The 1,726-nt window shown below is 55.3% G+C and carries 1 protein-coding gene; it reads left to right on the forward strand.

Annotated features, from left to right (window positions below):
- Nucleotides 1-1,726: DUF5801 repeats-in-toxin domain-containing protein (locus A9G06_RS22360; protein ID WP_253182364.1), on the forward strand; the 1,726-nt coding region annotated here is incomplete at both ends.

Consider the following 1,726-nt stretch of genomic DNA (forward strand, 5'->3'; position numbering starts at 1 on the left):
GTGTGTTCCGCTTCGAGGATGACGGCCCCAAAGCAAGCAATGTTCAGGCTGCCTTGGTACTTGACGATGAAGGCCTTGTTGGCGGGATCAATGGCGGTTCTGGTGATGTTGCAGGGGCCAATACCAGCGTCACGGGCAATCTGGCTTATCAGGCCGGGGCTGATGGCCTCAAATCGCTTGAACTCTCCGGGCCTACTGCGTTGGGAAGTGAAAGTGTGACCTCAACGTGGGATGCCCAAAGTGGAACCTTGTCTATCAGTTCCACTCGCGGTCTCTTGATGACGGTCACCATTACTGACCCGAGCACTGGTGCCTACTCGGTGAAACTTCTGCAGCCATTGATGCACACAGGGGTTGATACCGAAGATAATCTCACCCTCAATGTGGGCTACAAGGTGACAGATGGTGACGGGGATAGTGCCAGCGGCGTACTTGCCGTCACCATTAACGATGATACGCCGACAATCCAGGTGGGTGAGCTGTCCCTGACTTCCTCAGTCACCTTCCTGGGTAGCAACGCCGGTTATTCAAATAGCTATGGCTATTACATCAAAGGTGATGATGGCACCCCGTTGTCCGGCAAAGTCATCTGGGCAAATGTTCACAGTCAGAGTGTGGGAAGCCAGACAGATATCAGTTCGCTGGATCCTGCTCATACCGGATTCTTTGTTATCCCCAATGGCGGTGCCAATCCCGGTCTTGTAGATGGTGCCGCGGTCACTTTCCAGTTTATTAATGGCAAGTGGCAGGCATTCGTTGGCAGCACTGCGTTGAGTGGTGCCGATGGTGCCAACATCGTGTTCAGCGATGCGAGCCTCAACCCTGGCGGTTCACATTTGCAGGATACTGGTAGCGCAGGCAACCAGAACTGGGAGGATATGACCCTCAGCTCGGATTATGACTACAACGATGTCAGCACCACTGTGACTTGGGGCGGTGCTGTGCAGTTGCAGGTCGATGAGTCCAACCTCAATCATGATGTAACAGCTGACTTTAGTGGTGTGTTCAACGTACAGTCGGGGGCAGATGGTCTGGGATCCCAGAGCTATAGCCTGAATGTACAAAATGCCAACTCTGGTCTGATTGATACCGCCACTGGTGAGCAAGTTCAGCTGAGAATGAATGGTTCGATCCTCGAAGGTCGTACGGCCACAACTGGCCAACTGGTATTTAGCCTCACGGTCGACAGTAGCGGCAAGGTGACCCTTGATCAGCTGCGGGCTGTAGTTCACCCAACCTCTGATCCTGATGAAGCAACCTTTTTGGGCTCTGGCCACGTTAATTTGACTTTGACCGTCACCGATAAGGATGGAGATCACGCAAGCGGGGTTCTGGATATCGGTAAGGTCATCAGCTTCAATGACGATGGCCCGAGTACCTCGGCCAAGGCGGCAGTCAGTGCTGGCGCCACCCTGGATGAGACCGGCGGTTTTGATGCGGTGGAGATCACCAGCGGCGCCATCAGCGGTCTGTTTAATGCCCCGGTGTATGGGGCTGACGGAGGCGGTAGTGTGCAGTACAGCCTGAGCGCCAAGGCTGGTGCCGGGACTGGGTTATGGTTGGCAGGTCAAAGCGGCAGTGCCAGCGAAATCAAACTGGTGGCGGTGGCCAACGGTTATGAAGGATGGACCGGCGGCAGCACCAGTGGTACCAAGGCCTTCAGCGTGCTGATAGACAGCAGCGGCAAGGTGACGGTGACCCAGTATGCGGCGCTGGAGCACGGGGT

This window comes from Aeromonas sp. DNP9, assembly GCF_001728955.1.
Taxonomy (GTDB): domain Bacteria; phylum Pseudomonadota; class Gammaproteobacteria; order Enterobacterales; family Aeromonadaceae; genus Aeromonas; species Aeromonas veronii.